Below are 24,429 nucleotides of genomic sequence, written 5' to 3'. Positions count from 1 at the left end.
CGTGTCCGCAGGACCGCCCCCAGAGGGTCGCTGCGCGACCCAACGCAGCCTCGTGCCTCGGCAGCTGCTACAGGCGACCTGACCAACTTCAAGAGGGTGCATTCAATGTCCCAAGAATTCGATTACATCATCATCGGTGCCGGCTCGGCCGGTAACACCCTGGCGACCCGTCTGACTGAAGACGAAGGCGTCACCGTCCTGCTGCTTGAAGCAGGCGGCCCAGACTACCGTGCAGACTTCCGCACGCAAATGCCGGCCGCTTTGGCGTTCCCGCTGCAAGGTCGTCGCTACAACTGGGGCTACGAAACCGATCCAGAGCCACACATGGACGGTCGCCGGATGGAATGCGGTCGCGGCAAGGGCCTGGGTGGCTCTTCGCTGATCAACGGCATGTGCTACATCCGCGGCAACGCGATGGACTACGACAATTGGTCGAAACTGCCAGGTCTGGAAAACTGGACGTACCTCGACTGCCTGCCATATTTCCGCAAGGCTGAAACCCGTGACATCGGCGCGAACGACTACCACGGTGGCGACGGTCCGGTCAGCGTGACTACGCCAAAAGCCGGCAATAACCCGCTGTTCAACGCGATGGTTGAAGCCGGCGTGCAAGCCGGTTATCCGCGCACCGTAGACCTGAACGGTTACCAGCAGGAAGGTTTCGGTCCGATGGACCGTACCGTGACGCCGAACGGCCGTCGCGCCAGCACCGCTCGCGGTTACCTGGACATCGCCAAGAAGCGCTCGACCCTGACCATCGTCACCCACGCCCTGACCGACAAGATCCTGTTCGAAGGCAAGCGTGCGGTCGGCGTGCGTTACTTGATCGGCGCCGCTGAAGAGCGCGTTGAAGCCCGCGCCCGCAAAGAAGTGTTGCTGTGCTCCGGCGCCATCGCTTCGCCGCAGATTCTGCAGCGTTCCGGCGTCGGCCCGGCCGAGCTGCTGAAAAAACTCGACATCCCGGTGGTCCACGACCTGCCGGGCGTGGGTGAAAACCTGCAGGATCACCTCGAGTTGTACCTGCAATACGCGTGCACCCAACCGGTCTCGCTGTACCCGTCGCTGCTCTGGTACAACCAGCCGGCCATCGGTGCCGAGTGGCTGTTCAACGGCACCGGTATCGGCGCCAGCAACCAGTTCGAAGCCGGCGGTTTCATTCGTACCCGTCCGGAATTCGATTGGCCGAACATCCAGTACCACTTCCTGCCGGTCGCGATTAACTACAACGGCAGCAACGGTGTAAAAGAACACGGCTTCCAGGCGCACATGGGGTCCATGCGTTCGCCGAGCCGTGGTCGGATTCAGGCCAAGTCGAAAGACCCACGCGAGTACCCGAGCATCCTGTTCAACTACATGGCCACCGAACAGGACTGGCAGGAATTCCGCGACGGCATCCGCCTGACCCGTGAAATCATGCAGCAGCCTGCACTGGACGCTTTCCGTGGCCGCGAAATCAGCCCGGGCATCGACGTGCAAACCGATGAGCAGCTCGACAAGTTCATCCGTGAACACGCCGAAACCGCGTTCCACCCGTCCTGCTCGTGCAAGATGGGCACCGACGAAATGGCGGTGGTTGATGCCGAAGGTCGTGTGCATGGCATGCAGAGCCTGCGTGTGGTCGATGCCTCGATCATGCCGATCATCACCACCGGCAACCTGAACGCGCCGACGATCATGATCGCCGAGAAAATCGCCGACAAGATCCGTGGTCGCAAGCCGTTGCCGCGCAGCAAGGCTGCCTACTTCGTGGCCGGTGATGCACCGGTGCGTGGCAAGCCGTTGCGGGATGTGAGCCTGACTGCTCAGTAAAACCGCGTCACGGCCAATCGCGAGCAAGCTCGCTCCCACAGGTTTCCGGTTGGATCACAGATTTGTGATCAACCCCGGCCCCCTGTGGGAGCGAGCTTGCTTGCGATGGGGCCTTAACAAACACTACACCTCTCTCGGCATTCCTTTTCCTACACCGATCCAAGCTTGATCCTACCCCCCGCACCGGCCTAATCTAGCGCCACGCAAACGTTTCACCCCCTCGCAACACCGATGCACCGCCACTCCATACCAAGGAGGTTCCCGAATGTTCGATTTCCATCCCCAGCTCAAGCAGCGCTTCGCTGCCTTGCGCACGGGCGCTGAATTCTTTTCGCTGCGTTATGTGCGCGAGTCCGGCCAGTACCTGTCGGTGCGCAAGAATGTCGCCGAACCTCCCAGCCTGAGCCGTGACGAAGGCGCGATGCTGACCGTTCGGGTCAACGGCGTCGAAGCCTACGCCGCGACCAACGACCTGTCGCAATCCGGCCTGCAAGCCGCGCTGGAGCGAGCCGAGCAACAAGCCCGCCGACTCAAGCCCCACGCCCTGCTCGACCTGAGCGCGCAAGTGGTCTCCAGCGACCGCGCCGACTACTTTTCGCCGAACCTCGACCAGCCCTTCCCGTCCCTGAGCGATTGCTACCAACTGCTCGGTGCCGAATCCGCGTCCGTGCCCAAGGACGAGCGACTGGTGAACTGGCAGGTGAGCATCGGCATCACTAATGTCGAACAGATCTACCTCAACAGCGCCGGCGCCGAACTGCGCCAGGCCCAGCGATTCGTCTACCCGAGCCTGGAAGTCACCGCCTACGACGGCAACGACAGCCAGACCCGTACCCTGGGCCGCGAGAACTTCGGTCAACAGGGCGGTTTTGATGTGATCAGCCGCTGCGGCCTGGTCGGCGCCGGTCCGAAAATCGCCGATCAGGCGCTGCAATTGCTGCTGGCCCCCAACACCCCGCAAGGCCCGCGTGACCTGCTGTTGATGCCGGACCAGATGATGCTGCAGATCCACGAGTCCATCGGTCACCCGCTGGAACTGGACCGTATCCTCGGTGACGAGCGCAATTACGCCGGCACCAGTTTCGTCAAGGCCGAAGACTTTGGCAGCCTGCAGTACGGCTCCAAACTGCTCAACGTGACCTTCGACCCGGACATCTCCGAGCAGCTAGCCAGCTATGGCCATGACGACGACGGTACTGCCGCAAGCAAACAATTCCTGATTAAAGAAGGCTTGCTGCTGCGCCCATTGGGCGGTGCGCTGTCGCAATTCCGCGCGGGCATGGATGGCGTGGCCAACAGCCGCGCGTGCAGCTGGAACCGTCCGCCGATCGATCGCATGGCCAACCTGAACATCGAGGCCGGCGATCAACCGCTGGAGCAGATGATCGGCAACATCGAGCACGGCATCTTGATGAGCACCAACCGGTCCTGGTCCATCGACGATGCGCGCAACAAATTCCAGTTCGGTTGCGAATGGGCTCAGTTGATTGAAAACGGCGAACTCAAAGGCGTGGTCAAGAACCCGAACTACCGGGCGATTTCCGCGCAGTTCTGGAAAAGCCTCAGCGCCGTTGGCGATGCCAACTCCGTCAAGGTCCTGGGCACACCGAACTGCGGCAAGGGCGAACCGAATCAGGTGATCCGCGTCGGCCATGCGTCGCCGGCCTGTGTGTTCAGCAACGTTGATGTGTTTGGGGGGGATGCCTGATGAGTACTTCAAAAAGTCAGGCCGATGCGTTCAAGGCCTTGGTCAATTGGCTCCGCGATGCGATTCGTGAGCCGGAACAATTCACCCTCAGCTACGCCGCCGAATCCTCGGCCTTCGTGCGCTTCAACCACGCCAAGGTCCGTCAGGCAGGGCAGGTGCAACAGGCGAGCATCGGCTTCAAACTGATCAACGAGGGGCGCCACGCCGACCTGAACATCACGCTGTCGGGTGATGCCGCAGTCGATGTGCAGCGCCTGGCCGAAGGTCTGCAACAGCTGCGCGAAACATTGCCGTTGCTGCCGCAGGACCCCTACCTGCTACTCAACCACAACGGTTGGCAGAGCAAGAATGTGCAGGAGCATCCGCTGCCGGACACCGAGCAAGTAGTCGCTGAAATCACCCAGGCGGCCGAAGGGCTGGACCTGGTCGGTTTCTACGCCGCCGGCCCGATCAGTCGCGGTTTCGCCAGTTCTTCGGGCGCGTTTGGCTGGCATCAGGCCAACAGCTTCAACTTCGATTTCAGTCTGGTCCATGAAAACGGCCAGGCGGTAAAAGCCTGTTACGCCGGGCACGACTGGAACAGCGAAGGGTTTGCCAAGCGCTTTGCGCAGGCACGCGAGCAGTTAGCGTTTCTCGGCAGGCCGCAACACACCCTGGCGCCGGGTCAGTACCGCGCCTACCTGGCACCAGCCGCCCTGGGAGAAATCATGGACATGCTGGGCTGGGGCGGTTTCTCGGCGCAGTCGATTGCCAGCAAAAACAGCCCGCTGCAGAAACTTTACGCGGGCGACAGTGCGTTCAGCCCTTTGGTGTCGGTGGATGAAAAGGTCAGCGGTTCGTTGAGCCCGGCATTCTCCGGCGAAGGTTATCCGCGCAACGATCTGGGGTTGATCGTCAATGGCAAGGCCGGCGCGCAGATGGTCAGTTCACGCAGTGCAGCCGAGTACGGCCTGACCGCCAATGGCGCCAGCGGTGGTGAAATGCCAAGCGCAGTGAATATGGCGGCCGGTACGTTGCCTGATGCAGAGATTCTCAAGCAATTGGGCACGGGCTTGTACATCAGCAACTTGTGGTACCTGAACTACTCGGACCAACCGGCGGCACGCCTGACCGGCATGACGCGGTTTGCGACCTTCTGGGTCGAGAACGGCGAGATTCAGGCACCGGTGAGCACCATGCGGTTTGATGACAGTGCCTACAGTTTGCTTGGATCACAGCTGGAAGCATTGACCGAGGAGCGCGAGCTGATGTTGTCGGCCAGCACCTACAGTCAGCGGGCCACAGCGTCGGCGTTGTTGCCGGGGGCGCTGATCCGCAAACTCACGTTAACGCTGTAAACACCTTGTAGCAGCTGGCGAAGCCTGCGTTCGAGGACGAAGTCCTCGCCAGTTCAGCAAACGCGGTGTTACAGACAGAACGCGGTGGCCGGTTTGCGAGGACTTCGTCCTCGAACGCCGGCTTCGCCAGCTGCTATGGGTTTCATCGTTCTGCAGATCGTGTCATTTCACACTGACAAGAGGTCCCATGCCCAACCGCCCGCCTCTCGACGCTGTCACCGCCCGCTGGGTGCCGTGGGTCGTCGCCATCGCGTTCTTCATGCAATCCCTCGACGGGACCATCCTCAACACCGCCCTGCCCGCCATGGCCCGAGACCTGGCCGAAGACCCCTTGCGCATGCAGGGCGTGATCATCGCCTACATGCTCACTGTTGCGCTGCTGATCCCCGCCTCAGGCTGGATCGCCGACCGTTTCGGCACCAAAAAAATCTTCTTCGGCGCGATCCTGCTGTTCAGCCTCGGCTCGTTGCTCTGCGCACTGTCGAGCACCCTGAGCATGCTGATTGGCGCCCGAGTGATTCAAGGCCTGGGCGGCGCGCTGATGTTGCCGGTCGGGCGACTCGTGGTACTCAGGGCCTACCCGCGCTCGGAGCTGGTGCGGATCATGGGTTTCATCACCATTCCCGGATTACTCGGCCCGTTGCTCGGCCCGACCATGGGCGGCTGGATGGTGGAGTTCATGAGCTGGCACTGGATCTTCCTGATCAACCTGCCGGTGGGTGCTGTCGGTTGCTACGCGGTGTGGAAATTCATCCCCGACCTGCGCGGCACCGAACGCACTCGCTTCGACAGCCTGGGCTTTTTACTGTTCGGCGCGGCGATGGTGCTGATCACTATCGCCATGGAAGGTCTCGGCGAATTGCACCTACCGCACTTGCGCGTGATGTTGCTGCTGTTCGGCGGTATGGCGTGTCTGGCGGCGTACTGGTTGCGCGCCGGGCACATCGAAAATCCGCTGTTCGCACCGTCGTTGTTCAAGACCCGGACGTTTGCCGTGGGCATCCTCGGCAACCTGTTCGCCCGCCTGGGCAGCGGCGCCCTGCCGTTTCTCGTTCCATTGCTGCTGCAAGTGGCGCTGGGTTACTCGCCGTCCCAGGCCGGGATGAGCATGCTGCCGTTGGCGGCGGCAGCGATGGTCGCCAAGTCGGTGGCGCGACCGCTGATCGAACGTTTGGGCTATCGCATCGTGCTCACCGGCAACACGTTGGCGCTGGGGCTGATGCTGGCAAGCATGGGGCTGGTCAGCGAGCAAACGCCGTACTGGTTGCTGTTGGTGATGCTATCGATTCTGGGGGCGATCAACTCGCTGCAGTTCACCGCCATGAACACCGTAACCCTGATCGACCTCGACGACGCCAGCGCCAGCAGCGGCAACAGCCTACTGTCGGTGGTCGCGCAATTGTCCCTGAGCCTTGGCGTGGCCTGTGCCGGCGCCTTGCTCGGCGGGTTCACCGCAGAAGTCGGCAACGATGGCGTGGACACGGTTTTAGGCGCGTTCCAGCTGACCTTTGTGACGGTCGGGATCATGGCGATGCTGGCTGCAACCATCTTCTCCCAGCTTTCACCAAAGGATGGCCGACGGATGGTCAGTCGCGAGCACGATATAGAGCACTGACTTGTAGCAGCTGCTGAGGCACGAGGCTGCGTTGCGTGTCCGCAGGACCGCCCCCGGGGGCCGCTTCGCAGCCCAACGCAGCCTCGTGCTTCGGCAGCTGCTACGACTATTCGTCCAGAATTTGCAGGTGAAGAGAGCGAGACTGGTACACTGCGCGACATTTTGTTTTGCAGGCCAGTCCCGTGACCACCATCGCCACCGCTTTTAATACTTTGCCGCTGTCCGCCGCCATGCTGGCTAACCTCGACTCCCTCGGTTATGCCCAGATGACGCCGATCCAGGCGCAAAGCTTGCCGGTGATCCTCAAGGGGATGGACCTGATCGCCCAGGCCAAGACCGGCAGCGGCAAGACCGCCGCCTTCGGTATCGGCCTGCTGAACCCGATCAATCCGCGCTTCTTCGGTTGCCAGGCGCTGGTCATCTGCCCGACTCGCGAGCTGGCGGATCAGGTTGCCAAGGAACTCCGTCGTCTGGCCCGCGCCGAAGACAACATCAAGATCCTGACCCTGTGCGGCGGCGTGTCCTTCGGCCCACAGATCGGCTCTCTGGAGCACGGCGCGCACATCATCGTCGGCACCCCGGGCCGCCTTCAGCAGCATTTGCGCAAAGGTTCGCTGGTGCTCCATGGCCTGAACACGCTGATCCTCGACGAAGCCGACCGCATGCTCGACATGGGCTTCTACGATTCCATCGAAGAAATCATCGCCCAGTGCCCGGAGCGTCGCCAGACCCTGCTGTTCTCCGCCACGTACCCGACGGGCATCAAGCAGTTGGCCGCGAAGTTCATGCGCAACCCTCAGATCGTGAAGGCCGAGGCGTTCCACGACGACACGCAGATCGAGCAGCGTTTCTACGAAATTTCTCCGGAAGAGCGCATGGACGCCGTGGTCAAAGTCCTCGCGCATCATCGTCCGGCCTCCTGCGTCGCTTTCTGCTTCACCAAGCAGCAGGTTCAGGAAACCGTCGATCACCTGACCTCCAAAGGCATCTCCGCCGTCGGCCTGCACGGCGATCTGGAACAGCGTGACCGTGACCAGGTACTGGCCATGTTCGCCAACCGCAGCACCTCGGTGCTGGTCGCCACTGACGTCGCCGCTCGCGGTCTGGACATCGATGCGCTGGACATGGTGATCAACGTCGAACTGGCCCGGGATTCGGAAATCCACATCCACCGTGTTGGCCGTACCGGTCGTGCTGGTGAGAAAGGGATTGCGATCAGCCTGGTCGCACCGTCCGAAGCCCACCGCGCCCAAGCCATCGAGCAACTGCAGAACTCGCCGTTGAGCTGGGATCAGCTGGACAACCTCAAATCCCAGGGCGGCGCACCGCTGCTGCCGGTGATGAGCACGCTGGTCATCGGCGCAGGCCGTAAAGACAAGGTGCGTCCGGGCGACATTCTGGGCGCACTGACTGGCGATGCTGGCATTCCGGGCGCTCAGGTTGGCAAGATCGCGATTTTCGACTTCCAGGCCTATGTGGCTGTGGAGCGCGGGATCGCCAAGCAAGCCTTGCAGCGCCTGAATGACGGCAAGATCAAAGGCCGTTCGCTGCGCGTTCGTATCTTGTAAGAGATCTTCTGCCCAACGAAGATCCCCTGTGGGAGCGAGCTTGCTCCGGGCGGCGTTCCGACGATGAGGCCAGTACATTCAACATTGATGTTGTCTGACAGTCCGCCATCGCGAGCAAGCTCGCTCCCACATTGGTTTCCCGGTGAATTTAATATTTGTATGAGGACACCGTTTTGCGCTCTACCGAAGTCGTGATCATTGGCGCTGGCGCCGCAGGTTTGATGTGTGCGCTGACCGCCGCCGGGCGCGGGCGCAAGGTGATATTGCTCGACCATGCCAACAAGGCCGGCAAGAAAATCCTGATGTCTGGCGGTGGTCGCTGCAATTTCACCAACATGTACACCGAACCGAGCAATTTCCTCTCGCAGAACGAACACTTCTGCAAATCCGCCCTGGCACGCTACACCCAGTGGGATTTCATCGGGATGGTCGCCAAACACGGCGTGCCGTACCACGAGAAGAAACTCGGCCAGCTGTTCTGCGATAACAAATCCAGCGACATCCTCGACATGCTGCTCAACGAGTGCGATCAGGTCGGCGTCAGCCTGCACCTGGACACCTCGATCCAGCACATCGAGAAAATGGAGAGCGGCTACCTGCTGCAAACCACCCTCGACCAGATCACCTGCGAATCCTTGGTGATCGCCACGGGTGGTTTGTCGATCCCGACGCTGGGCGCCACTGGTTTCGGTTATCAGGTGGCCAAACAGTTCGGCCACGACTTGCTGCCGACCCGCGCCGGGCTGGTGCCGTTCACCATTACCGATCAGCTCAAGGAGCTTTGCACCGAACTGTCCGGTACGTCGGTGGATTGCCTGGTGAGCTGCAATGACCAGAGTTTCCGCGAGAACATCCTGTTCACCCACCGCGGTCTCAGCGGTCCGGCGATTTTGCAAATTTCATCGTTCTGGGAATCGGGCGACACGGTAGAGATCAACCTGATGCCGGACCATGACGTGCCGACCTGGCTGCAACAGCAGCAAGCCGAACGTCCGAACAGCGAGTTGAAAACCCTGCTGGGGGAAATCTTCACCAAGAAGATGGCCAACTTGCTGGCGGATAACTGGTTCGTCTCCAAACCGATGAAGCAGTACACCCACGCCGAAATTGCCGACCTCGCCGAAAAGCTGGCGAGCTGGAAAGTGGTTCCGGCCGGCACTGAAGGTTATCGCACCGCTGAAGTGACATTGGGCGGCGTCGATACCAACGAGGTGTCGTCCAAGACCATGGAATCGCTGAAAAGCCCCGGTCTGTATTTCATCGGCGAAGTGCTTGATGTCACCGGCCACCTGGGCGGCTTCAACTTCCAGTGGGCCTGGGCCTCCGGCTACGCTGCCGCGCAATACGTCTAATCCGCATCAATATGGAATGAGGCTTTTGTGGCGAGGGGATTTATCCCCGTCAGGCTGCGAAGCGGCCCCAAATCGGCAAACGCGTTACGTCAGACAGACCTCGCTCGCAGATTTACGACTGCTTCGCAGCCGAACGGGGATAAATCCCCTCGCCACAGGGTCAATGCAGATCTGACATCTCCACCAGGAAGGAACAGATTTTGCTGTCAGATGTGATCGGCGCCATTGCGTCGGCGTCATTACTGGCTCAATTTAGCGTCATTGCCTCGGAAGGCCCTCGCACTTCATGTCATCGACCCCGTTTAGTCAGTCTCTGCGTCGCCTCTGGGCGCTGGATAAATTCAGCTACAGCGTGCGGGTGTTCATCGCCCTGACCGGCAGCATGGCGCTGTGTTGGTACAAGGATGAAATGGGGCTGCTGATCCCGCTGTTCCTCGGGATCATCGCCAGCGCCCTGGCCGAGACCGACGACAGTTGGCAGGGCCGCCTCAATGCGCTGGCCGTGACGCTGGTGTGCTTCAGCGTCGCCGCTCTCTCCGTCGAACTGCTCTTCCCCTACCCGGTCGTTTTTGTCATCGCCCTGGCCCTGGCCAGTTTCGGCCTGACCATGCTCGGCGCCTTGGGTGAACGCTATGGCGCGATTGCGTCGGCGACGTTGATTCTGTCGGTCTACACCATGATCGGCGTGGACCAGCGCGGCGGTGCAGTCACCGATTTCTGGCACGAGCCGGTGCTGCTGGTGGCCGGTGCAGCGTGGTACGGTTTGCTCTCGGTGCTGTGGCAGGCGATGTTTTCCAATCAGCCAGTGCAGCAAAGCCTGGCGCGGTTGTTCCGTGAACTGGGTTTTTACCTGAAGCTGAAATCGTCGCTGTTCGAGCCAATCCGGCAGATGGACGTAGAAGCACGTCGACTGGAACTGGCGCAGCAAAACGGCCGTGTCGTGGCCGCACTGAACGCCGCCAAGGAAATCATCCTGCACCGGGTCGGCAACGGTCGACCGGGCTCGAAAGTCAGCCGTTACCTGAAGCTGTACTTCCTCGCTCAGGACATCCACGAGCGCGCCAGTTCCTCGCACTACCCTTACAACGCCCTGGCCGATGCCTTCTTTCACAGCGACGTGATGTTCCGCTGCCAGCGCCTGCTGCGCCAGCAAGGCAAGGCCTGTCGGGCGCTGGCCGAGTCGATCCAGATGCGCCAGCCGTTCATCTATGACGCCAGCTTCGCCGAAGCCCTGAGCGACCTGCACGCCTCTCTCGAACATTTGCGCGTTCAGAGCAACCCGGCCTGGCGCGGACTGTTGCGGTCATTGCGGGCACTGGCGGCCAACCTCGGCACGCTCGACCGTTTGCTGAGCGACGCCAGCAACCCCGATGCCCTGGCGGACGCCACCGACAGCAGCCTGCTCGACCGTTCGCCACGTAGCCTCAAGGATGTGTGGATTCGGTTACGCACACAGCTGACACCGACCTCGTTATTGTTCCGTCACGCACTGCGTTTGCCCTTGGCCTTGAGTATCGGCTACGGGATGGTGCATTTGATCCACCCGTCTCAGGGTTACTGGATCATCCTCACCACGCTGTTTGTCTGCCAACCGAACTACGGCGCCACCCGCCGCAAACTCGGCCAACGAATCATCGGCACCGCCATCGGCCTGACCGTAGCCTGGGCGCTGTTCGATCTGTTTCCCAATCCCTTGATCCAATCGTGCTTCGCGATCGCCGCTGGCGTGGTGTTCTTTATCAACCGCACCACCCGCTACACCTTGGCGACGGCCGCGATCACCTTGATGGTGCTCTTCTGCTTCAACCAGGTCGGGGATGGTTACGGGCTGTTCCTGCCGCGGTTGTTCGATACCTTGCTCGGCAGCCTGATCGCCGGGCTGGCGGTGTTCTTCTTCCTGCCGGACTGGCAGGGTCGACGCCTGAACAAAGTGCTGGCCAACACCCTCACGTGCAACAGCATTTACCTGCGCCAGATCATGCAGCAATACGCCGCCGGCAAAAGCGACGACCTGGCGTATCGCCTGGCCCGACGCAATGCGCACAACGCTGACGCGGCACTGTCGACGACACTCGCCAACATGCTGATGGAACCGGGGCACTTCCGTAAGGAGGCCGATGTCGGGTTCCGCTTCCTGGTGCTGTCGCACACCTTGCTCAGTTATTTGTCCGGGCTGGGCGCACACCGGGAAACCCAGTTACCGCCCGACGTGCGCGAGCATTTGATCGACGGTGCCGGCGTGAGACTGGCCGCCAGCATCGATGAAATTGCCCAAGGGTTGGCGAGCAAACTGCCGATTGCGATTCAGAGCGATGAGGAAGAGGGACTGGCCAATACGCTTGAACAGATGCCGGACGAACTCGATGAAGGCCAACGGCTGGTGCAGACACAGTTGGCGTTGATCTGCCGTCAGCTCGGGCCATTGCGGACGTTGGCAGCGCATCTCATCAAGGAAACGAGTGAGGATTGAAGCGGGCCCGGCACTTACATTCCGTGCCGTTCCATCAACCGCTGATAACTCCCATCCACTTTCATCGCCGCGATCTCGCGGTCGAAACCGGCGACGATCTGTTCATGCCTGGGGTTCTTCAGGCTGACCAGGATGTGCAGGCTGTTCTCGCTCAGTGGCTGGGGCAAAAACTCCACGGCATTGCGCACCTTGGTTGATTCCCGGGCCAGGTAGTAACGCGCGACGTATTCGTCTTCCAGCGTCAATTTGACCCGGTCGGCGGCGACCATGCGCACCGCCATGGCGAAGTTGTGCACCGGGACTTTCTGCAGCGACACGTCGTCATCAAACTCCGGTGAATAGGCGTAACCGCGCACCACCGCTATCGGATAGGTATGCAGTTGTTGCAGGTTGTTGTATTCGATCGGTGTGTCTTTGCGCTTGAGAAAGTGCACCCGGTTGAGCAGGTATTCGCCGGAAAACTGGCCAAGCTTCGTACGATCGTCGGTGTACCAGGCGTTGACCAACACGTCATATCGACCCTCGCCTACACCCTGCAAGGCCCGCGCCCAAGGAACTTGTTCAAAATCACTGGCGTAACCGGCTCGGGCCAGCGCCGTGCTGACGATGTCTGTGGCCAACCCACCGTTGACCAGTGTGACGTCGGTAAAGGGCGGCCAGGCATCGGCTACCAATCGCAGCTTTTCCGCTGCCGCACTTTGAGTCAGCAACAGCAATCCAATCAAAGCAAAGGCTCGATGCAATCGCGGCATGCTAGAAAGTCCTTAGCGGGCGGGACGCCCGACGTGTTTTCAGCCAAAACTCCAAGGCCCCCGTACCGCCAAACCCAGGTACTGACATTAGCTCATCGAAGCCACTGCACAGCGCTTCATCTCAGATTACACAATCAAGACAACGCCGCGCGAAATGAATGATGGCATTTTGGTCTTTGTCACAGATTTCTCTGCCATAAAGACATCTTTCGTCTAGGCGCTTAGTATCGGAGCGACGATGTTCAAGGAGTGTGAAAATGACAACCGATTGGGTCTGCAAGCACCACAGTGATCTGGGCAAGGAGCAGCTGTACGCCATTCTGCAGCTGCGTGCAGAGGTATTTGTCGTTGAGCAGAAATGCGTCTATCAGGACGTCGATGGCCAGGATCTGGAAGGTGACACCTGCCATTTGATGGCTTGGGACGGGGATCGGCTGGTGGCGTACCTGCGGTTGCTCGACCCGGAGTTACAGGGTGGCGACGTGGTCATCGGGCGAGTGATCATTGCCCCTCAAGCGCGCGGTACAGGGCTCGGGCATGAGTTGATGGCGCAGGCATTGAAACAGGCTGAAAAGCGCTGGCCTGAAGTACCGATCTATCTCTCGGCCCAAGCGCATTTACAGGGGTATTACGGGCGGTACGGGTTTGTGGTGGCGGGCGAGGAATTTCTCGAGGATGACATTCCGCATATCGGGATGCGCCGTTCCTGAGGGCCCCATCGCGGGCTTGCCCGCGAAGGCGTCGGCTCAGTCACCGCAGGAGCTAGGGATACTCCAGCACCGCTTTGATCTGCCGAAGATTGCGCTCGATCCACCCCCGATCTATCGCCCCCCACTCGCGAATCCGATAGCGGCCGGCATGATTGCGCGCACCGTCTTCCTGCTCGAACTCGCAAACAATGTCCAGATCCGCCAATGCCGCGATGGTGTCCTGAGCCGTGCGCCGGGGCATTCCGGTCACGTCGGTCAGCGCCGGGACGTTACTGGCCAACCCGCTATCAATCAGGTACGCCACGTACAACCGGCGGTAGAAGCTGCTCTTGGTCTTGCTTACATCCATCTAAACACTCCCGGTTGCGATATTTTGACCTCTATTGCATATCTCGCCACGTCAGGTACACCCGCACATCGAACTCCACCTGGTGATACCCCGGCAACATGTGTTCGCAAAGCTTGTAGAACGCCTTGTTGTGATCCGACTCTTTGAAGTGCGCCAGCTCATGCACCACGATCATTTTCAGAAACTCGGCAGGCGCTTCCTTGAATAATGAAGCAACACGAATTTCTTTCTTGGCCTTGAGCTTGCCGCCCTGCACCCGGGATATCGCGGTGTGCAATCCGAGGGCGCGGCGGGTCAGGTCCAGGCGGTTGTCGAACAACACCTTATCGATGGCCGGGGCGTTACGCAGGTATTCCTGCTTGAGGTCCAGCGTATAGGTGTACAACGCCTTGTCGCTCTGTACCCCGTGTTTTTCCGGGTAACGCTGGCTCAGGTAGTCGCCCAGTCGACCGTCGGCGATCAGCTGGCGAACCTGATCCTGCAGCGCGGCGGGATAGGCCTGGAGGTATTTCAACGCGGTCATTGGGGCGGCAACACAATTCACGAAAAGGTCGCCAGTGTAGCGAATTCAGCCGGTCAGCGTGTTCCAGTTGAACGGCTGCACAAAGTCGCCGACGTCCTCGGCCATCATCGGCCGTGCGACCAGAAACCCTTGCACGTACTCGCAACCATTGGCTTGCAGCCACTGATATTGCGCAACGGTTTCCACCCCCTCGGCAATCACCAGCATCCCGTACTCCTTGCACAGCTCGATCACATTGCGCACCAGCGCCGCATCGCGTGAGGACTCCAGAAGCCGGGCAATCAAATGCCGGTCGAACTTGAGCGTGTCCAATTCCAGATCGCGCAGATGAGACAGCGAACACGGCCCGGAACCAAAATCATCCAGGGCCACTCGCACACCCAGGTTACGCAGCAGGCGCAGCTGTTTGCGGGTTTCCTCGGGGTTTTGCATCAAGGCCTCTTCAGTGACCTCGACTTCCAGATGGCGCGCCTGCAAACCATGGCGCTCCAGTACCTGGCGCAACTCAGTGACCAGATTGGGCATGCCGAACTGCGTACTGCTCAAACTGACGCCCAGCACCAAATCGTCGGTAAACAAGGTTTCCCAGGCTTTTCGCTGGCTCGCCCCTTGTTGATAGATCCAGCTGCCCAGGCGACTGATCAACCGCGCCTCTTCCAGCAATGGCAAAAACAGCCCCGGCGGTACATCGCCGACGCTCGGGTGCTGCCAGCGGATCAGCGCTTCGAACCCGCGAATCTGCCCACTGTTAATGGCCAGCTGAGGTTGATACACCAAATTGAAATCACGGTTCTCGATCGCCGCGCGCACACTTTCTTCGAGCATCAGCCGCGAGCGTGCCCGGCCGTTCATTTCGTGATCGTAGAAACGATATTGCTGACGGCCGGCGCGCTTGGCTTCGTACATGGCGATGTCTGACGCACGTAACAAGCCGTCGAGATTGGAACCGCAATCCGGGTACGTCGCAATGCCGATGCTGGCGCCCAACGCGATATCCAGACCATCGATCTGCTGACAGATCGACACCCGCTCAATCAGCTTTTCGGCAATTTTTGCCGCTTGCTCGGGGAATTCCAGATCCAGCAACGCGGTGAACTCATCACCGCCCATGCGCGCCAGAATGTCGAAGGGCCGCAGACAGGCCTTCAACTGCTCGGACACCCACCGTAGCACCCGGTCGCCGGCATCGTGACCGAGGGAATCGTTGACCCGTTTGAAGCCGTCGAGGTCCAGATACAGCAGCACCCAGGCGCTGTCGGAGCGGTCGCCACGCAACAGCAGGTTTTCCGCCGTCTGGTAAAAACCGCGACGATTGAGCAGCCCAGTCAATGGGTCAGTGACGGCCTGGAACTCCAGTTGCTGATGCAGATGGCGCACCACCGACATGTCCAGCACTGTCACCACCATCGCATGTTGTTCGCTGGGCAACGGTGCGCAGGACAGCGCCACGGGCACCTGCTGGCCGGGCGCCGTACGCAGCAATGCATCGTGCAGGCGCAGGGTTTCGCCGCGTTTGTAACCGGCGAACAACTCGGAGTCGGACCAGATCGGGATGTGCGGTTTTTGCAGGAAATCCAAAAACTCTTTGCCTTGCAGGTCTTGCACCGTGGCATTGAGCAGCCGCGACATCGCCGGATTGGCAAAGCGGATCAGACCGTCCTCACCGACCACCAGGATGCCTTCGGCGGCATTGTCGAGCACCGAGGCATTAAACGCGCGTGCGACCTCCAGATCGTGGCTCAGGCGCTGCAACGCACGGCGATTGCGCTGATGCTCGAGCAGCGCCTGGACTTTGGGCTTGAGAATTTGTGGATCGAACGGTTTGAACAGGTAATCCACCGCGCCGCAGGCATAGCCCTTGATCACGGCGTCCTGGGACTGTTCGTTGGCGGTAAGAAAAATGATCGGCGTGAGGCAGGTTCGTTGGCTGCCGCGCATCAGGCGTGCCACTTCAAAACCGTCCATGCCCGGCATCTGCACATCCAGCAGCACCAGATCGACATCGTGTTCAAGTAACAGACTGAGTGCCTCGAAGCCCGAGGCGGCGGTCATGACCTGCCAGTCCTGGCGCTGCAACAACGCGCGCATGCTGATCAGGTTTTCAGGGTAATCATCGACGATTAAAAGAATTGAACTGCCTTCAGCTGGCGTGGGTTGCGCGCATTCCATGCTGCTTCTCTTATGCGGGACGTCAGGCCGGTTTCTCGTGAAAACCGGACAAATACTAAGCCTTCACTCTAGACCGGGTTCTGCAAAAGCAGAAGCTATCAGTACGCCATCATTTAACCAAAGCGTCCATTTGCCGACTAACGGTCAGCGCCACAGCCCCCTAGAACCGGGAAAGATGGCCTTTTAACAGGATTTTGACGTCACCCGTTTGTCATTTACGCATTAACAAATTGAACTTCTGCGATTATAAGGATTGCCCCCAAGGCGCGTGCCAGAGCTTCTGGAACGTGCGTGCAGTAAAAAAAACGTGGAAGCTTTTGTCTATGATCGATCTCGCAACCTGGAACCTCAGCGTTCCCGTCGGCAATCCGCCGTACACCGTTGAAACGTCAAAACTGGTGGATGGCTTCAAGGACCAATACTTCCACTCCGACACCGGCACCTTGTTTTTCTGGGCCCCGGTCACCGGTTCCAAAACTGAAAACGCAAAGTATCCCCGCACCGAACTTCGCGAAACCTACAGCAATGGCGCCCTGAAAAACTGGCTCTACGGGGACGCCGACAATACCCTGCGCGCCACCCTGGCGGTGAATCAGGTACCGAGTTCGGGGAAGATCGTTATTGGCCAGATCCACGCCTATGAAAGCCAGAAACCGATGGTGAAGCTCGAGTATCAGTACTCGACCAGCACACAGTCGGGCAACATCGTCGCCAAGGTTCGTATGCACCCTGATGACGATGCCGCACGGATAATCACCATTGCTACCGGGGTGAAACTGGATCGGGAGTTTTCCTACCTCATCCACCTCAGCCCTAAGGGGGCATTGGGCATTAGCGCTGCGGGCTACCAATGGGACACCGACATCAGCAAGACCTGGAGCGTCAAGCCGCTGTACTTCAAGGCCGGTGTTTATGTGCAGGACCACACCGGGTACACCAGCGAAGGCGGACAAGTGACGTTCAGCAAGCTGGATATTGATCACAACAAGTAGCGCTCTCACGCTGATCGTTCCCAAGAACAACTCGATCTCTGTAGCAGCTGCCGAGCCTGCGAGGCTGCGTCCGAGGACGAAGTCCTCGCAAGCCCGCTGAACCCGGTCTAACTGAATAAATGCGCTGTCTGATTTACGACTGCTTCGCAGCCGAACGCAGCCTCGCAAGCTCGACAGCTGCTACAAATCCCAGCGTCCGAAAACCTCGTAGGACCACTCCCACCGTGGCGAGGAAAAAGCGGGGGTTTCTCAGGATCTTTCCCCTTTTATCCATCACGCCAGTTAACGGCTGACTCAACTGACAGAAACACTGGAATATAGACTCCAATCAGAATAACTAACATTGTCCGCAGTCTCCCGAACTTGCACATTAATAGTCTGACCTCCGTACATTAGCAACGTTGACTCCTGCGTCATAAACGAATAATCGCCACCCGCCCCAACAACACCAGTCCCCAGCATAGCGCCTGTGCCCGCCTGATGCAGATAGATCCTATAGCCAGGAGTTCCTCGCCCACGAACCGTTATTGAGGCATTGCCGCCCCAGGCTGAATCAATATAGGCAGTCATAGTTATTACCCTCAGTAATGACCGTCGAGGCTTCGACGACTAGCCCTACTCTAAGTATGCAACTTGCCTCTTACTACCTGTCAGAAATACCTATACCGACCAACGGCACAGGTAGCTTTAAAGCCCATTACCCAGAAAAGAGCCCTCTCCCCCCTGACTACAGTTATAAAAAAACCGCCTTTCGGCGGTTTTCACAAACAGGTTCAACTCACAGGCTTAGTTAACCTTGGCGTTCAACTCACCTTTCAGGTAACGCTGGTACATCGCTTCCAACGAGATCGGTTTGATCTTCGAAGCATTGCCGGCAGTACCAAAAGCCTCATAACGTGCGATACACACATCACGCATCGCAGTCACGGTCGCGCCGAAGAACTTACGCGGATCAAACTCGCTAGGGTTGGTGGCCATCAGGCGACGCATCGCACCGGTGGACGCCAGACGCAGGTCGGTGTCGATGTTGACCTTACGCACGCCGTGCTTGATGCCTTCGACGATTTCTTCAACCGGTACGCCGTAGGTTTCTTTGATGTCGCCGCCGTACTGGTTGATGATCGCCAGCCAGTCTTGCGGAACCGAAGACGAGCCGTGCATCACCAGGTGGGTGTTCGGGATGCGCTTGTGGATTTCTTTGATGCGGTCGATGGCCAGCACGTCGCCGGTAGGCGGCTTGGTGAATTTGTACGCGCCGTGGCTGGTGCCGATGGCGATGGCCAAGGCGTCGACCTGAGTGCGTTTGACGAAGTCAGCGGCTTCTTCCGGGTCGGTCAGCATTTGGCTGTGATCCAGAACGCCTTCGGCGCCGATGCCGTCTTCTTCACCGGCCATGCCGGTTTCCAGCGAACCCAGGCAGCCCAGCTCGCCTTCTACCGATACGCCGCAGGCGTGAGCCAGGGCAACGGTTTGTTGGGTGACGCGGATGTTGTAGTCGTAGTCGGTCGGGGTCTTGCCGTCTTCGCCCAGGGAACCGTCCATCATCACCGAGCTGAAGCCCAGCTGGATGGAGCGCTGGCAGACGTCAGGGCTGGTGCCGTGGTCCTGGTGCATGCACACCGGGATGTGCGGGAATTCTTCGATTGCCGCCAGGATCAGGTGACGCAGGAACGGTGCGCCGGCGTATTTGCGAGCACCGGCCGAAGCCTGGACGATCACCGGGGAGTCAGTCTTGTCAGCGGCTTCCATGATGGCGCGCATCTGCTCAAGGTTGTTGACGTTGAAGGCTGGAACGCCGTAGCCGAACTCGGCTGCGTGGTCCAGCATCTGGCGCATGCTGATAAGTGCCATTGTGTGTGTATCTCCCGGTTGAGGGTCGTTAATCGTACCAGCCTGCCGTAGCGGCGGCGGCTATTCAAGTTATTGCAGATCGGGGGTTGGTCCGGCCTGCCAATTCGGTATTGCCTCAATCTTGCGGCGTTACTGCGCTTTACAACCGCGGCCGATCAAATCATTGGTGGCGACCCAGTACACCAGGCCTTCCTCACCTTTTATGTGAAACGCCAGCATGTCATTGCTGTACAGCACACCCGACGCGCCCGGTTCCTGTTTCAAGCGGTAGACCTGATCGGCACCGCCCAGGCGAACGTCGACTTCCTTGCGGCTGTCGTCGGTGTAGCGCCAGAGCACTTTGGCCTGACTGTCGCAGGTCCAGGTGGTCCAGCTGTCCGTCGATTCGGCAGGCTTGAACAGGTTCAAATTAGCGCAACCTGCCAGCAGAGCCAGCGCCGCAACGGCGATAAAACCTTTCATCCATGTTCCTCGACTGACGACGCACGCCGCCAGCCCTGAGTAAAGTGTCAGACCCGTCAAGGGCAGCCATGTTCCTTGGCCGGGGTCTGTGTCTCGTATTTGTCCAGGCCATCAGGCCCGGAACGCTTGTTGATCACCGGGTTGGTTTCCGCCTGCCAGTCGGCCTGGTAGCAGCCTTTGTCCTGCTCACGCGTCTCGGGTACCTTCGGGGCTTTCGGGTTACTCCCGCAAGCTGCCAGCGTACCCGCGATCATCAACAGCGCTAACGTTTTGACCATTTGAACACTCCTTTCCCTGGTCAAATGGGCGGCCTCAGGCCTTGGCCCGGCTTTCCAGGACTTCAACGGCCGGCAGCACTTTGCCTTCGACGAATTCGAGGAACGCGCCGCCACCGGTAGAAATGTAGGAGATCTGATCGGCAACGCCATATTTATCGATGGCGGCCAGGGTGTCGCCGCCGCCAGCGATGGAGAATGCCGAGCTTTCGGCGATGGCCTGGGCCAGGACTTTGGTGCCGTTACCAAACTGGTCGAATTCGAACACGCCCACCGGGCCGTTCCACAGAATGGTTTTGGACGACTTCAGCAGCTCGGCGAAATTCGCCGCAGTCTGTGGGCCGATGTCCAGAATCATGTCGTCTGCGGCCACATCAGCGATCAGCTTGACGGTCGCGGTCGCGGTTTCAGCGAATTCCTTGGCAACCACCACGTCGACCGGCAGCGGCACGCTGACCTTGGCGGCGATGGCGCGAGCGGTGTCCAAAAGATCCGGCTCGTACAGGGACTTGCCGACCGGGTGACCGGCAGCGGCCAGGAAGGTGTTGGCAATGCCGCCGCCGACGATCAACTGGTTGCAGATCTGGCTCAGGCTGTTCAGCACGTCGAGTTTGGTCGACACCTTGGAGCCGGCAACGATAGCTGCCATAGGCTGGGCCGGGGCGCCGAGGGCTTTGCCCAGTGCGTCCAGTTCGGCGGCCAGCAACGGGCCAGCGGCCGCGACTTTGGCGAACTTGGCCACGCCATGGGTCGAACCCTCGGCACGGTGAGCGGTGCCGAAGGCGTCCATCACGAACACGTCGCACAGGGCGGCGTATTGCTGGGCCAGTTCGTCAGCGTTCTTTTTCTCGCCTTTGTTGAAGCGCACGTTTTCGAACAGCACGATGTCGCCGGCCTTCACGTCAACGCCGTTCAGGTAATCGGCCACCAGCGGCACTTCACGGCCCAGAGCCTTGCTCAGGTAGTCAGCGACTGGCTTGAGGCTGTTCTCGGCCGAGAACTCGCCTTCGGTCGGACGGCCAAGGTGCGAGCAGACCATCACGGCCGCGCCTTTTTCCAGGGCCAGCTTGATGGTCGGCAGCGAGGCCAGGATTCGCGCATCGCTGGTGACAACACCGTCCTTGACTGGGACGTTGAGGTCTTCGCGGATCAGTACGCGCTTACCTTGCAGATCGAGGTCGGTCATCTTCAACACGGTCATGGGTCGCATTTCCTACTGTTTTGGAGAGCAGTGTTTTGGAGAGCCAGCTGATTGCAGATAGTGTTCCGCAACATCCAGCATTCGGTTGGCAAACCCCCATTCGTTGTCGAACCAGGCCAGGATGTTCACCAGCCGTGGGCCGGAAACTCGAGTCTGACTGGCATCGACGATGGCCGAATGTGGGTCATGGTTGAAATCACAACTGGCGTGAGGCAACTCGGTGTAGGCCAGAAGGCCCTTGAGCGGGCCGCTGGTGGCAGCCTCGCGCAGAATCCGGTTGACCTCGGTGGCATCGGTGTCGCTCACGGTCTGCATCGTAATGTCGAGGCAAGACACGTTAACCGTCGGCACCCGCACGGCTTTGGCCTGAATTCTCCCGGCAAGTTCCGGTAGCAGGCGTTCGATGCCGCGCGCCAGACCAGTGGACACCGGAATCACCGACTGAAACGCCGAGCGGGTGCGGCGCAAGTCTTCGTGATGATAGGCATCGATCACTGGCTGATCGTTCATCGCCGAGTGAATGGTGGTGATCGATACGTATTCCAGACCAATGGCCTGATCCAGCAGGCGCAATAGCGGCACGCCGCAGTTGGTAGTGCAGGACGCGTTGGACACCAGCAATTCATCACCGGTCAGGCAATCCTGGTTCACGCCGTAGACGATGGTGGCGTCGACATCAGCCTCGCTGGCCATCGGCTGGGAAAACAGCACCCGTGGCGCGCCGGCGTCGAGGAAACGCTGGCCGTCTTCACGAGTGTGGTAAGCGCCGGAGCACTCCAGCACCAGATCGACGCCCAGCGACGCCCAATCGATACCTTCGGGGGTGGCACTGCGCAGGACCTTCACGCAGTCGCCATTAATATGCAGACAATCGCCGTCGACCTTCACTTCCCCGGGAAAACGCCCGTGAGTGGAGTCGAAGCGTGTCAGGTATTCGATGCTGGCCATGTCAGCCAGATCGTTGATCGCCACAATTTCAAACCCGGCCTTTTCGCCTCGCTCAAACAACGCACGCAAGACGCAACGACCAATCCGGCCGTAGCCGTTGAGTGCAACTTTGTAAGGACGCGGTTGAGGCATGGGGTTCTCGATTACGGTGGTGAATCCGTTATTGCAGCGTTGCCTGACCGACCGCTATCGCGAGCAAGCTCGCTCCCACAGGGTCTGTGAAAAACCTTGTGGGAGCGAGCTTGCTCGCGATGGCGTCAGCCCGGACAACACAACTGTCGGACTTAGTCTTCCAGCAGCTCTTCAGCCTGACCCAGGATGTTTTCCAGGGTGAAGCCGAACTCTTCGAACAAGGCAGGCGCAGGCGCCGACTCGCCGTAGGTGGTCATGCCGATCACGCGGCCTTCCAGGCCCACGTACTTGTACCAATAGTCCGCGTGTGCAGCTTCGATGGCGATACGGGCGCTGACCTGCAACGGCAGAACCGCTTGCTTGTAGTCGGCGTCCTGAGCATCGAACACGCTGGTGCAAGGCATCGAAACAACACGCACTTTGCGACCCTGTTCGGTCAGCTTGTCGTAAGCCTGAACCGCCAGGCCGACTTCGGAACCGGTGGAGATCAGGATCAGCTCAGGCTCGCCGTCGCAATCCTTCAACACGTAACCGCCACGGGCGATGTCGGCGATCTGGAACGCATTGCGGGTTTGGTGCTGCAGGTTCTGACGCGAGAAAATCAGCGCCGAAGGGCCGTCCTTGCGTTCCAGAGCCAGTTTCCAGCACACCGCCGATTCCACGGCATCGGCTGGGCGCCAAGTGTCGAGGTTCGGCGTGCTGCGCAAGCTGGTCAGTTGCTCGATCGGCTGGTGAGTCGGACCATCTTCGCCCAAACCGATGGAGTCGTGGGTGTAGACGAACACCACGCGTCTCTTCATCAGCGAGGCCATGCGTACGGCATTGCGCGCGTATTCCATGAACATCAGGAAGGTCGCGCCGTAAGGCACCAGGCCGCCGTGCAGGGACACGCCGTTCATGATCGCGCTCATGCCGAACTCGCGAACGCCGTAATACATGTAGTTGCCGCTGGCGTCTTCAGCCGAAACACCTTTGCAACCTTTCCACAGGGTCAGGTTGGAACCGGCCAGGTCAGCGGAGCCGCCCAGCAGTTCAGGCAGCAGCGGGCCGTAGGCATTCAATGCGTTCTGGCTGGCTTTACGGCTGGCGATGGTTTCGCCTTTGGCAGCGACTTCAGCAATATAAGCAGAGGCTTTTTCAGCGAAGTCTTCCGGCAGGTCGCCGCTCAGACGACGAATCAGCTCGTTGGCCAACTCAGGGAAGGCAGCAGAATAGGCAGCGAAACGCTGATCCCATTCAGCTTCGGCCGCGCGACCGGTTTCCTTGGCGTCCCACTCGGCGTAGATGTCGGCCGGGATTTCGAAAGGACCGTAATTCCATTTCAGCGCAGCGCGGGTCAGAGCGATTTCCGCGTCACCCAGTGGGGCGCCGTGGCAGTCTTCTTTACCTTGCTTGTTCGGCGAACCGAAACCGATGGTGGTCTTGCAGCAGATCAGCGTCGGCAGCTCGCTTTTACGCGCGGTTTCGATCGCAATCTTGATTTCTTCAGGGTCGTGACCGTCAACGTTGCGGATGACCTGCCAGTTGTAGGCTTCGAAACGCTTCGGCGTGTCGTCGGTGAACCAGCCTTCGACTTCGCCGTCGATGGAGATGCCGTTGTCATCGTAGAAGGCGATCAGTTTACCCAGGCCCAAAGTACCGGCCAGGGAGCCGACTTCGTGGGAAATGCCTTCCATCATGCAGCCATCACCCAGGAACACGTAGGTGTGGTGGTCAACAATGTTGTGGCCAGGACGGTTGAACTGCGCCGCCAGGACTTTTTCTGCCAAGGCAAAACCAACGGCGTTGGCCAGGCCTTGGCCCAGTGGACCGGTGGTGGTTTCAACGCCTGGGGTGTAGCCGAATTCCGGGTGACCCGGGGTACGGCTGTGCAGCTGGCGGAAGTTCTTCAGGTCTTCGATCGACAGATCGTAGCCGGTCAGGTGCAGCAGCGAGTAGATCAACATCGAGCCGTGACCGTTGGACAGCACGAAGCGGTCACGGTCGGCGAACGATGGATTGCTCGGGTTGTGCTTCAGGTAGTCACGCCAAAGTACTTCGGCGATATCCGCCATACCCATAGGGGCACCGGGATGGCCGCTGTTGGCTTTTTGCACGGCATCCATGCTGAGGGCACGAATGGCGTTGGCACGCTCACGACGGCTGGGCATCGCTGTTCTCCTGGGGGCTGAATAAAACGAAACGGAAAAAAGGCGAGCATTTTCCC

General features: G+C 59.7%; 19 protein-coding genes. 9 read left to right on the top strand and 10 right to left on the bottom strand.

Annotation, left to right across the window (positions count from 1 at the left end):
* Positions 1–105: 105 nt before the first annotated feature.
* The 7 genes from betA to yccS all read left to right on the top strand — a co-directional run bounded on the left by betA (position 106) and on the right by yccS (position 11,859).
* A complete protein-coding gene (gene betA / locus MO767_RS28520; protein WP_282483240.1) occupies positions 106–1,809 on the top strand; it encodes a choline dehydrogenase in 1,704 nt (567 codons plus the stop codon).
* 265 nt (positions 1,810–2,074) lie between these two features.
* Positions 2,075–3,517 (top strand): TldD/PmbA family protein, encoded by a 1,443-nt coding sequence (locus MO767_RS28515; protein ID WP_282483239.1) that lies wholly within the window; start codon positions 2,075–2,077, stop codon positions 3,515–3,517.
* The gene (locus MO767_RS28510; protein WP_282483238.1) at positions 3,517–4,854 is read left to right on the top strand and encodes a TldD/PmbA family protein; all 1,338 of its coding nucleotides are present in this window, start codon (positions 3,517–3,519) and stop codon (positions 4,852–4,854) included. The genes MO767_RS28515 and MO767_RS28510 overlap by 1 nt, the downstream gene beginning before the upstream one ends.
* Before the next feature lie 187 nt (positions 4,855–5,041).
* Complete coding sequence (gene mdtD / locus MO767_RS28505) at positions 5,042–6,469, top strand: multidrug transporter subunit MdtD (protein ID WP_282483237.1); 1,428 nt, start codon at positions 5,042–5,044, stop codon at positions 6,467–6,469.
* Between the two features lie 182 nt (positions 6,470–6,651).
* Positions 6,652–8,037, top strand: coding sequence for an ATP-dependent RNA helicase DbpA (dbpA, locus tag MO767_RS28500; protein WP_129440455.1), 1,386 nt, complete (start codon positions 6,652–6,654; stop codon positions 8,035–8,037).
* 173 nt (positions 8,038–8,210) lie between these two features.
* Positions 8,211–9,389: an NAD(P)/FAD-dependent oxidoreductase gene (locus tag MO767_RS28495; protein WP_282483236.1), complete on the top strand. Its 1,179-nt coding sequence runs from the start codon at positions 8,211–8,213 to the stop codon at positions 9,387–9,389.
* A 286-nt stretch (positions 9,390–9,675) separates the two neighbouring features.
* Entirely contained in the window at positions 9,676–11,859 is a 2,184-nt protein-coding gene (yccS, locus tag MO767_RS28490; protein ID WP_282483235.1) for a YccS family putative transporter, read from the top strand.
* Positions 11,860–11,873: 14 nt separating this feature from the next.
* Here yccS and MO767_RS28485 read toward each other — a convergent pair whose 3' ends face one another.
* Positions 11,874–12,611: a transporter substrate-binding domain-containing protein gene (locus tag MO767_RS28485; RefSeq protein WP_282483234.1), complete on the bottom strand. Its 738-nt coding sequence runs from the start codon at positions 12,609–12,611 to the stop codon at positions 11,874–11,876.
* Positions 12,612–12,868: 257 nt separating this feature from the next.
* On the opposite strand from MO767_RS28485, the gene MO767_RS28480 reads away from it, so the two are divergent.
* Entirely contained in the window at positions 12,869–13,321 is a 453-nt protein-coding gene (locus MO767_RS28480; protein ID WP_282483233.1) for a GNAT family N-acetyltransferase, read from the top strand.
* A 52-nt stretch (positions 13,322–13,373) separates the two neighbouring features.
* On the opposite strand, the gene MO767_RS28475 is transcribed toward MO767_RS28480, so the two are convergent.
* Genes MO767_RS28475 through MO767_RS28465 form a run of 3 tightly spaced genes read right to left on the bottom strand, consistent with a single transcriptional unit; the run spans position 13,374 to position 16,362 of the window.
* Positions 13,374–13,670, bottom strand: coding sequence for a winged helix-turn-helix domain-containing protein (locus MO767_RS28475; RefSeq protein ID WP_282483232.1), 297 nt, complete (start codon positions 13,668–13,670; stop codon positions 13,374–13,376).
* A 31-nt stretch (positions 13,671–13,701) separates the two neighbouring features.
* A complete protein-coding gene (locus tag MO767_RS28470; RefSeq protein ID WP_282483231.1) occupies positions 13,702–14,193 on the bottom strand; it encodes a M48 family metallopeptidase in 492 nt (163 codons plus the stop codon).
* 45 nt (positions 14,194–14,238) lie between these two features.
* Positions 14,239–16,362: an EAL domain-containing protein gene (locus MO767_RS28465; RefSeq protein WP_282483230.1), complete on the bottom strand. Its 2,124-nt coding sequence runs from the start codon at positions 16,360–16,362 to the stop codon at positions 14,239–14,241.
* Between the two features lie 323 nt (positions 16,363–16,685).
* Between MO767_RS28465 and MO767_RS28460 the strand changes: the two genes are divergently transcribed.
* Positions 16,686–17,354: a polysaccharide lyase family 7 protein gene (locus MO767_RS28460; RefSeq protein ID WP_282483229.1), complete on the top strand. Its 669-nt coding sequence runs from the start codon at positions 16,686–16,688 to the stop codon at positions 17,352–17,354.
* Between the two features lie 786 nt (positions 17,355–18,140).
* On the opposite strand, the gene fba is transcribed toward MO767_RS28460, so the two are convergent.
* The 6 genes from fba to tkt all read right to left on the bottom strand — a co-directional run bounded on the left by fba (position 18,141) and on the right by tkt (position 24,373).
* Positions 18,141–19,205 (bottom strand): class II fructose-bisphosphate aldolase, encoded by a 1,065-nt coding sequence (gene fba / locus MO767_RS28455; RefSeq protein WP_046045276.1) that lies wholly within the window; start codon positions 19,203–19,205, stop codon positions 18,141–18,143.
* 129 nt (positions 19,206–19,334) lie between these two features.
* Positions 19,335–19,667 (bottom strand): MliC family protein, encoded by a 333-nt coding sequence (locus tag MO767_RS28450; RefSeq protein WP_282483228.1) that lies wholly within the window; start codon positions 19,665–19,667, stop codon positions 19,335–19,337.
* A 56-nt stretch (positions 19,668–19,723) separates the two neighbouring features.
* Positions 19,724–19,945: a hypothetical protein gene (locus tag MO767_RS28445; protein ID WP_282483227.1), complete on the bottom strand. Its 222-nt coding sequence runs from the start codon at positions 19,943–19,945 to the stop codon at positions 19,724–19,726.
* Positions 19,946–19,979: 34 nt separating this feature from the next.
* Positions 19,980–21,143, bottom strand: coding sequence for a phosphoglycerate kinase (locus tag MO767_RS28440; RefSeq protein ID WP_074871570.1), 1,164 nt, complete (start codon positions 21,141–21,143; stop codon positions 19,980–19,982).
* A gap of 12 nt (positions 21,144–21,155) precedes the next feature.
* Entirely contained in the window at positions 21,156–22,223 is a 1,068-nt protein-coding gene (gene epd, locus MO767_RS28435) for an erythrose-4-phosphate dehydrogenase (protein WP_282483226.1), read from the bottom strand.
* Between the two features lie 152 nt (positions 22,224–22,375).
* Positions 22,376–24,373 (bottom strand): transketolase, encoded by a 1,998-nt coding sequence (gene tkt, locus MO767_RS28430; protein ID WP_282483225.1) that lies wholly within the window; start codon positions 24,371–24,373, stop codon positions 22,376–22,378.
* Positions 24,374–24,429 lie beyond the last annotated feature (56 nt).

Source organism: Pseudomonas sp. UYIF39, from assembly GCF_029963765.1.
Classification (GTDB): Bacteria; Pseudomonadota; Gammaproteobacteria; order Pseudomonadales; family Pseudomonadaceae; genus Aquipseudomonas.
This window is presented reverse-complemented; position numbering and strand designations above follow the sequence as displayed.